Here is a 9,124-nt window from a genome sequence, read left to right on the forward strand (position 1 = left end):
CCAAGGGCACGGCTGGTTAGCTACGTTCGGAAGGGATAACCGCTGAAAGCATCTAAGCGGGAAGCCTGTTCCAAGATGAGGTTTCTCACCCCCTTCGAGGGGTTAAGGCCCCCAACAGACCATTGGGTTGATAGGCCAGAACTGGAAGTGCGGTAACGCATGTAGGTGACTGGTACTAATAGGCCGAGGACTTACCAACAAAGAAGCTACGCGTCCACTGTGCGGTATCTGAAACAACACACGACTCTGTTGTGTGGAAGTGTTTCGGGGATGTTGTCCCCGAACCTCTTTCGGATATCGAGGCTCTCGCCTCGCACACCCCTTCGCGGGGTGTTCGAGGGCAAGGCCCTCGAATTATCCTGTGGCACACGGAGTGTGACAGTTTCATAGAGTTACGGCGGCTATAGCGGTGGGGAAACGCCCGGTCCCATTCCGAACCCGGAAGCTAAGGCCACCTGCGCCGATGGTACTGCACTCGACAGGGTGTGGGAGAGTAGGTCACCGCCGGAACATCCTTCACGAAAGGGGACCCAGATTTGGGTCCCCTTTCGTCGTTTTACACCCGGTGCCGCTAGGACGCTCAGCGGCGCGTGATTGAATTTGTGGTGGCGGGGACTTCCCGCCAGACCCTCACGCGCGCCAGCGCCGCGGGCCGGGACCGCAGGCAAACTATAGAGAGGGCTCACCGTGGCGGAGCAGAACGACGACCGCAAACCTTTCCGCCGGAGCAGCAGCGGTGGATCCGGTCAGGGCGGCGGCTTCGGCGGCCGGCCGGCGCGCGACAATTCCGGCGATCGGCGCGACGAGGGTAGATCGGGCTTCCGCAAGGATCGCAACGAGGGTGGCAGCCGCGACGGCGGCTCCTCTCGCAGCGGTGGTGGGTTCCAGCGCAGCGGTGACAGCCGGGGTGGTCGCGACAACGCGGGCCGCGGCGGATTCAACCGCGACAACGCGGGCAGCGATCGCGGCGGCTACAGCCGCGGCGGCGACCGCGACAATCGAGGGAGTGACCGGGGCGGCTTCAACCGTTCCGAGGACAGCCGCGGCGGTTTCAACCGCGGTGGCGGCGACAGCCGGGGCGGCGATCGTGGCGGGTACAGCCGCGGCGGCGACAACCGGGGTGAGTTCAACCGCGGCGACAGCCGTGACGGTGAGCGCGGCGGCGGGTTCAATCGCGGTGGCGACAACCGTGGCGAGCGTGGCGGATTCAATCGCGGTAGCGACGATCGCGGCGGCGACCGCGGCGGTTTCAAGCGCGATGACAACCGTGGCGGCGAGCGCGGGGGCTACAACCGGGGTGGCGACAGCCGGGGCTCCGACCGTGGTGGATTCAATCGTGGCGGCGACAGCCGTGGCGGTGATCGCGGCGGTTTCAAGCGCGATGACAATCGCGGTGGTGAGCGCAGCGGCGGTTTCAACCGGGGTGGCGGCGATCGGGGTGGTTTCAACCGCTCCGATGACAATCGTGGCGGCGAGCGCGGCGGCTTCAACCGCGGCAGCGACAGCCGTGGCGGATACAACCGAGACGACAACCGCGGCGGCTTCAACCGCGGTGGCGGTGGTGAGCGCGGCGGCTTCAACCGTGGCGGCGACAACCGTGGCTCCGATCGCGGCGGGTTCAACCGCTCGGACGATCGTGGTGGCTTCAAGCGTCCGGATGACCGTGGCGGTTTCAAGCGCGATGACAATCGCGGTGGCGAGCGCAGCGGTGGCTTCAACCGGGGTGGCGGCGATCGGGGTGGTTTCAACCGCTCCGACGACAACCGTGGCGGCTACAACCGCTCGGACGACCGTGGTTCCGATCGTGGCGGCTTCAGCCGTTCGGATGATCGGGGTGGCGATCGTGGCGGTTTCAAGCGTTCGGACGACCGCGGCGGTGACCGCGGTGGTTTCAAGCGCGATGACAATCGCGGCGGCTACGAGGGCGGCCGTGACCGGGCCGAGCGCGGCGATCGTGACGAGCGGAAGAGCTTCGGCCGCAGCGGTTCCGGTGAAGGTGACCGGGCCGAGCGCCCGGCCGGCAATCGCCCGGAGCGCGCCGAGCGTTCGTTCTCCGGCGGCGACGACCGTCGCCGGGGCGGTGAGGGTGCGCGGTCCGGTGGCAGCGAGCGCCGGGCCGGTCGGCCCGATGAGCCCGAGTTGCCCGACGACGTGCAGGCCGCCGACCTCGAGCCCGCGGTTCGCCGCGATCTGCTGAGCCTGGACAAGTCCAACGCCGAGACCGTGGCCCGGCACCTGGTCATGGTGGCGCAGCTGCTGGGCGAGGATCCCGAGCTGGCGCTCGAGCACGCACGCGCCGCCCGGCAGCGGGCCGGTCGTATCGCCGTGGTCCGCGAGACCAACGGTGTCGCGGCCTACCACGCCGGCGAGTGGGCCGAGGCCCTGTCCGAGCTGCGGACCGCGCGTCGCATGTCCGGCGGCTCGGGTCTGCTGGCCGTCATGGCCGACTGCGAGCGCGGCCTCGGCCGTCCCGAGCGCGCCATCGAGCTGGGCCGCAGCGATGAGGCCCGGCTGCTGGAGGGCGATGAGGCCACCGAACTGCGCATCGTCGTCGCCGGCGCCCGCATGGACCTGGGCCAGTTCGATCAGGCCGTGGTGACGCTGCAGACCGCCGAGCTCGATCCCGCGCGTACCGGTTCGGCCGCCGCGCGCCTGTTCTACGCGTACGCCGAGGCGCTGCTGGCCGCCGGTCGCAGCGAGGAATCGCTGACCTGGTTCATGAACGCCGCGTCCGCGGACACCGACGGTGAGACCGACGCCGAGGAGCGCGCCGCCGACCTGGCCGAGGGCGGCGACGGCAGCGGCTGGACCCTGACCGAGGATGACGCCGAAGACGAAGCGGGCGAACCGGATTGGACCGCCGCGGTGGAGGACGACGAGGACGACGACGAGAGCGATGACTCTCCCGAGGTTCTCGATGCCGCCGATTCCGGCACCGCCGCCGCCGAGTTCGGCGATGATGACGACACCGCGAATTCGGGCTCGAAGGCCGAAACCGCCGGTGCGGCCGGTACATCGGCCGTGACGACCATCGAAGATCCGCCCGGTGACCTGACCGAGGCGGCCAAGGATGACGATCGGTCCTGAAGTCGGCGGGCAGAGCTGACATTCGGCGTGACCGCCGCCCGGCACGGGCGGCGGTGCGCTCGGGGACCGGGAAGTGAGAAGGGGCGGCGCTATGCGGCTACGGGATCGATTCGGCGCGCTACTGCTGGATCTCGACGGGACGCTCTATCGCGGGCACGAGGTGGTTCCCGGTGCGCCGCAGGCGCTTTCGGGTGACTCATCCGGCGACGGCCCGGGTCAGCGGCTCATGTACGTGACCAACAACGCCAGTCGATCGGCCGCCGCCGTGGCCGAGCATTTGCGCGAACTGGACTATGCCGCAACGGAAGACGATGTGGTGACCAGCGCCCAGGCCGCCGCCGGCCTGCTGGCCTCCCGGCTGGACCGGGGCGCGACCGTGCTCGTGGTCGGCACCGACGATCTCGTCGCCGAGGTGCGTGCGGTCGGGCTCGAGCCGATTCGCCGTTTCAACGGCGTGGCCCCGGCCGCGGTCGTGCAGGGCCACAATCCGCAGACAGCCTGGGCCGATCTGGCCGAGGCCGCCTACGCGCTGCGCGCGGGTGCGCTCTGGGTGGCGGCCAACACCGATGCCACCCTCCCGAACGAACGCGGCCTGGCCCCCGGCAACGGTTCGATGGTCGCCGCCCTGCGCACCGCCTCCGATCGCGAGCCCATCGTGGCGGGCAAGCCGTACGCCCCCCTGATCGAGGACGCCCTGCTGCGCGCGGGCACCCGCGACGCCCTGGTGGTCGGCGACCGCCTCGACACCGACATCGACGGCGGCCACAGCGTCGGCCTGCCCTCCCTGCTGGTCCTGACCGGCGTCAGCACCCTGGCCGACCTGAACACCCAGCCCGCGGACCGCCTGCCCACCTACGTGTCGCAGTCGCTCGACGCCCTGAACCAGCCGGTCGCCGATATCGCCCCCGTGGCCCCCGGCTCCGCCGACATCGCCGAGACCCTGGCCAAGCTCTTCGCCGAGCACCCGGGCCGCGCGATCCCGGTGGCCGCGCCCCCCGTCGCGTAACCCTGCGACGCCTCCGCCGGCACGATGCGCTGTCGTGCCGCGGAGGCGGAGCCCACTCCCGGGTATCGAAGCCCGACTCCCGGTTGGTGTGTTTCCCAGCGTATTCGCGGTCGGCATCGGAGCGGGCTTTCTGGTGCGCGCACCCGTGACGATTGTCGACCCGCGCCCTGTTACCGGGTGCGCGTGATGTCGCGCGGTGATGGGGCGTGTGCGGGAACCGGGAGCGCGAATTGGTCCGTGAGACTTGGGGCGAAGTGGCTCTCGGATACCTCGCGCCCGCTGAACTACGGTCGAGCCATGAGCGAACTACGGGAGATCTTCGCGGGTGAGACCGGGCTGGGCGGCCCGGCGCTGCTGGAGTTGCGGCCGCGGTGGGGGAGCGCCGAGGCGATCGCGCAGCTCGTCGACGAGCAGTTGCGGCCCGCCGGGTACCGGCTGGTCGGCGTATTCGATGACACGTCCGATTACGCGCGCTCGATCCTGGGTTTCCGCGTCACGCATTCGACCGCGTGGGGCCGGTTCGTCTACGTCGACGACGTCAGCACCGTCCCCGAAGCTCGCGGTCACGGGTACGCCGACCAACTCGTCGGCTGGGTGAAGGGCGAGGCCGCGCGGCTGGATTGTGAAGCGGTGCACCTGGATTCCGGCGTCGCCGCGAGCCGTGCCGCGGCGCACCGTCTGTATATGCGCCATCACCTGGCGATCACCTCGCACCACTTCTCGGTCGAGGTGTGAGCGGGCCGCGAGGGTGCGTCGCGGCGGGCCACCGAACGGCGGTCCGAGCCGCGGCCGTGGGGTGGATCATGTGGGGCCGGTCCGGAAACCCCACCGCGCCGACCATCTCCGACGGCAGGTGAGCCGGCACGGTCAGGCGGGTTTGCGCGCCTCGACCAGGGTTCGGGCCGAGTAGGCGACGAACGGCCCGTCGGCCTCGATCAACCGGTGCAGCTCGGCCAGTCGGTCGCGGTACTGCGCGACGGTGAAGCCCGGCACCATCCAGATCACCTTGCGCAGGAAGTACACCACGGCCCCGATGTCGTTGAACTCCATGCGAAGCCGTTCGGTGCGGGACTGCACGATCTCGAGTCCGGCGGCGCGCGCGTCGGCCGCCTCGCGTTCGGGATCGCGGCCCTTGCGCGCCTCGGGCTGCGGTCCCAGGAAGTACTCGACGAGTTCGAACACGCTCGCCGGTCCGACGTGCTGGGCGAAGTAGACGCCGCCGGGTTCGAGCACCCGGGCGATCTCGTCCCACCAGATGGTCGCCGGATGCCGGCTGGTGACCAGGTCGAAGGCGTCGGCCGCGAAGGGCAGCGGCGGTTCGTCCGGATCGGCGACCACCACCGCCCCGCGTGGATGCAGCAGCGCGGTGGCCTTGGCCAGATTCGGCGGCCAGGACTCGGTGGCGACCATCGTCGGCGGGAACCGCTCCGCCTCGGCCAGCACCTCACCGCCGCCGGTCTGGATGTCGAGCGCGGCCCGGGCGGTCGCCAACCGGCCCGCCTGCTGCCGCTGATAACCCCACGACGGCCGCTCCTCGGTGGCCCGACCCGCCAGCCAGGAGAAATCCCAGCCGGCCACCGACACCGCGTCCGCGGCGGCGATCAGATCCTCGAAGGTGCGTTCCATGGGGTCGATTCTCGCCGATAGCTGTCGTGCGCTCGGACCCGGCACGGTACGTGTGTTCGAATGCGGGTTCGGGTAGCGTTGTCGCCACCATGAGTACGCCAAGCCCTGCCCCGTACGGCGCCGCCGCCGCGCAGCTACCCGGTCAGGGGCCCCGCCCGGGGGCTCCGTTGCCCGGTCAGCACCTGCCCGGCGCGCATCAGGAGTTCGCCGACCCGCAGCGGATACGCGCGGAGGTCGACGCCCTGCTGACCGAATTGACGGCCGGTGCACGGGAATCCACGTCCGACGGCACGGATATCGTTCGGCGCGCTCGCATTCTGGAGCAGGCGCACGACGTGCTGGTGCAGGCGCTGGCCACGGTGGACAAGGTCTGAAGGTGGCCAAGCGCGCACGGGTGGACGCGGAACTGGTTCGCCGCGGACTGGCGCGATCGCGGGAACACGCGGTCGAGCTGATCGCCGCGGGTCGCGTCCTGATCAACGGCAGCGTCGCCACCAAGGCGGCGACGGGCGTCGAGGCCAGTGCCCCGCTGCTGGTCCGGGACGAGCCCGACGAGGTGCAGTGGGCCTCGCGCGGCGCACACAAACTGCTGGGCGCGCTCGGTGCGTTCGAACCGCTCGGGGTCTCGGTCGAGGGTAAGCGCTGCCTGGACGCGGGCGCGTCCACCGGCGGCTTCACCGATGTGCTGCTGAGCCGGGGCGCGAAGCAGGTCGTGGCCGCCGATGTCGGTTACGGCCAGCTCATCTGGCGTTTGCAGAACGACGATCGGGTGCTGGTCCACGACCGCACGAACGTTCGCGCACTGACGGCCGAACTCATCGGCGGCACAGTCGAATTGGTCGTCGCCGACCTGTCCTTCATCTCCCTGGGCCTGGTGCTGCCCGCCCTGGCGGCCTGCTGTGCGCCCGGCGCGGACCTGCTGCCCATGGTCAAGCCGCAGTTCGAGGTCGGCAAGGACCGGCTCGGATCCGGTGGCGTGGTGCGCGATCCGGCGCTGCGCGCGGAAACCGTCCTCGAGGTCGCGGCCGCCGCGGCGAAGCTGGGGCTGCGCACACGGGGCGTGGTGGCCAGCCCGCTGCCCGGCCCGTCCGGGAATGTGGAGTACTTCCTGTGGTTGCGTAATGAGGCGGCGGGAGCCCCCGCCGCGGGAGAAAATACTGTCGCGCAGCAAGAAGCCGATCAATCCGCCGGTGGCGATACCGTGTCGGTCGTAACCGATACTGTGTCGGCCGCAGTGGATTCGGCCGCCGCCGCGGATCTCGCGTTCACCGCCTTCGGGTCGGCGGAGCGGGATCGCGTGCGGCTGTTGATCGATCGGGCGGTTCAGGAGGGACCACAGTGAATTCGCCGGGCACCGGACGGGAAGTCCTGCTGGTCGCGCATCCCGGGCGATCGGAGATCACCGAGACCGCGCACCGGGCGGCCAAGATATTCGCCGAGGCCGGTATCGGGCTGCGGGTGCTCGAGGACGAGGCCTACAGCACCCGTTTCGATCTCGACGAGCAGGGCGAGCCCGACGGCGGCTATCCCGTGCGCGTCATGGCGCACACCCCCGACGCGGCGGTGGGCGCGGAGATGGTGCTCGCCCTCGGCGGCGACGGCACCTTCCTGCGCGCGGCCGAGCTGGCTCGCAACGCCTCGGTGCCGGTGCTGGGAATCAATCTGGGCCGCATCGGCTTTCTCACCGAGGCCGAGGCCGAGCATCTGGACGAGGCGCTATCGCAGGTCGTGCGCCGCGATTACACGATCGAAGAGCGCATGACCATCGATGTGAGCGTGCGGGTCGACGATGTGCTCGTCGACTCGGGCTGGGCGCTCAACGAGGCCAGCATCGAGAATGCCGCGCGCATGGGCGTTCTCGAAGTGGTGCTCGAGGTGGACGGCCGCCCGGTGTCGTCGTTCGGTTGCGACGGTGTGCTGGTGGCCACTCCGACGGGGTCCACCGCATATGCCTTCTCCGCCGGCGGACCGGTGGTGTGGCCGCAACTCGAAGCGCTGCTGGTGATTCCGAGCAATGCCCACGCCCTGTTCGCACGACCCCTGGTGACCAGCCCCGATTCCCGGATCGCGGTGGAAACCGTTGCCACGGGCCATGATGCGATAGTTTTCCTCGACGGCCGTCGCACCCTCGCATTGCCGCGGGGCGGCCGGGTGGAGGCGGTCCGCGGGACCGAATCGGTGCGGTGGGTGCGGCTCGATTCCGCGCCGTTCGCCGACCGGATGGTGCGCAAATTCCAGTTGCCCGTGACAGGCTGGCGAGGCCGAGCGTCTGCGCGAACGGAGAGCACGAGTGCTGACAGAGATCAGGATTGACGGGCTGGGCGTAATTTCCACCGCCACCGCGCAATTCCATGAAGGGCTGACCGTCCTGACCGGTGAGACCGGTGCGGGCAAGACCATGGTGGTCACCAGCCTGCACCTACTCAGCGGAGCCCGCGCCGATCCCGGGCGGGTGCGCCTGGGCGCCTCGCGGGCGGTGGTCGAGGGGCGGTTCACCGTCGACGCGGTGCACGACGGCGCGATCCTCGAGGTCAAGGAGGTGCTCGAATCCTCCGGCGCGGAAACCGATGACGACGGCAGCATCATCGCCGTGCGCACGGTCGGCAGCGACGGCCGCTCGCGCGCGCATCTGGGCGGGCGCAGCGTTCCGGCCTCGGTGCTCTCGGATTTCACCACCCCGCTGCTGACGGTGCACGGGCAGAACGATCAGCTGCGGCTGCAACGGCCGGATCAGCAGTTGCACGCGCTGGACCAGTTCGCCTCCGACGCCGTCGCGCCGCTGCTGCGCAAGTACCAGAAGGTGCGCCGCACCTGGCTCGAGGCGCGCAATCAGCTGCTCGAGCGCACCGCGCGCAGCCGGGAACTGGCCCTGGAGGCCGATCATCTGACCCAGTCGCTCAACGAGATCGATTCCATCGCACCCGAACCCGATGAGGACGCGCGGATCGTGATCGAGGTGCGCAGGCTCTCGGATCTGGATTCGCTGCGCGAGGCCGCCGCGGCCGCGCACGACGCCCTGGCCGGTCCGTCGGACACCCCCGGCGAGGGCTCGGGCGCGCTGGATCTGCTGGGCACCGCGCGCGCCCGCCTGGAGGCCGCCGACGATCCGGCCCTGACGGCGCTGGCCCCCCGGCTGGGCGAGGCGCTGTCGGTGGTGGTCGACATGACGACCGAACTCAGTTCCTACCTGTCGGATCTGCCGTCCGATCCGGGCGCGCTGGATTCGCTGCTCACCCGGCAGGCCGAACTCAAGACGCTGACCCGCAAATACGCGCCGGACATCGACGGCGTCATCGCCTGGGCCGACGAGTCCAGAACCCGCCTGCAATCGCTGGACGTCTCGGACGAGGCACTGGCCGCCCTGGCCGCGGAGGTGGAGACCGCCGCGGACAAGGTGCGCGAGGC

The 9,124-nt window shown here is 70.1% G+C and carries 6 protein-coding genes, 2 rRNA genes and 2 pseudogenes; 9 read left to right on the top strand and 1 reads right to left on the bottom strand.

Annotated features, from left to right (window positions below):
* From ABZ319_RS39075 to ABZ319_RS39095, 5 genes and pseudogenes are all read left to right on the top strand, one after another.
* Positions 1-199 (top strand): 23S ribosomal RNA (locus ABZ319_RS39075); the annotation flags it as partial.
* 194 nt (positions 200-393) lie between these two features.
* A 5S ribosomal RNA gene (gene rrf / locus ABZ319_RS39080) occupies positions 394-510 on the top strand.
* Between the two features lie 1,542 nt (positions 511-2,052).
* Positions 2,053-2,781 (top strand): annotated as a pseudogene (locus ABZ319_RS39085) (hypothetical protein); the annotation flags it as partial.
* A gap of 397 nt (positions 2,782-3,178) precedes the next feature.
* Positions 3,179-4,093 carry an HAD-IIA family hydrolase gene (locus ABZ319_RS39090; RefSeq protein WP_354991638.1) on the top strand — a complete coding sequence of 305 codons (915 nt, stop codon included), beginning with the start codon at positions 3,179-3,181 and terminating at the stop codon, positions 4,091-4,093.
* 297 nt (positions 4,094-4,390) lie between these two features.
* The gene (locus tag ABZ319_RS39095; RefSeq protein ID WP_354991639.1) at positions 4,391-4,828 is read left to right on the top strand and encodes a GNAT family N-acetyltransferase; all 438 of its coding nucleotides are present in this window, start codon (positions 4,391-4,393) and stop codon (positions 4,826-4,828) included.
* 132 nt (positions 4,829-4,960) lie between these two features.
* Here ABZ319_RS39095 and ABZ319_RS39100 read toward each other — a convergent pair whose 3' ends face one another.
* Positions 4,961-5,719, bottom strand: a complete 759-nt coding sequence (locus tag ABZ319_RS39100; protein WP_354991640.1) for a class I SAM-dependent methyltransferase — start codon at positions 5,717-5,719, stop codon at positions 4,961-4,963.
* Between the two features lie 89 nt (positions 5,720-5,808).
* On the opposite strand from ABZ319_RS39100, the gene ABZ319_RS39105 reads away from it, so the two are divergent.
* The 4 genes and pseudogenes from ABZ319_RS39105 to ABZ319_RS39120 all read left to right on the top strand — a co-directional run.
* The gene (locus tag ABZ319_RS39105) at positions 5,809-6,093 is read left to right on the top strand and encodes a hypothetical protein (RefSeq protein WP_354991641.1); all 285 of its coding nucleotides are present in this window, start codon (positions 5,809-5,811) and stop codon (positions 6,091-6,093) included.
* A gap of 2 nt (positions 6,094-6,095) precedes the next feature.
* Positions 6,096-7,061, top strand: a complete 966-nt coding sequence (locus ABZ319_RS39110; RefSeq protein WP_354991642.1) for a TlyA family RNA methyltransferase — start codon at positions 6,096-6,098, stop codon at positions 7,059-7,061.
* Complete coding sequence (locus ABZ319_RS39115) at positions 7,058-8,032, top strand: NAD kinase (protein WP_354991643.1); 975 nt, start codon at positions 7,058-7,060, stop codon at positions 8,030-8,032. The genes ABZ319_RS39110 and ABZ319_RS39115 overlap by 4 nt, the downstream gene beginning before the upstream one ends.
* Positions 8,010-9,124 (top strand): annotated as a pseudogene (locus ABZ319_RS39120) (DNA repair protein RecN); the annotation flags it as partial. The gene ABZ319_RS39115 and the pseudogene ABZ319_RS39120, both read left to right, overlap by 23 nt.

The organism is Nocardia sp. NPDC005978 (assembly GCF_040614455.1).
Lineage (GTDB): Bacteria > Actinomycetota > Actinomycetes > Mycobacteriales > Mycobacteriaceae > Nocardia.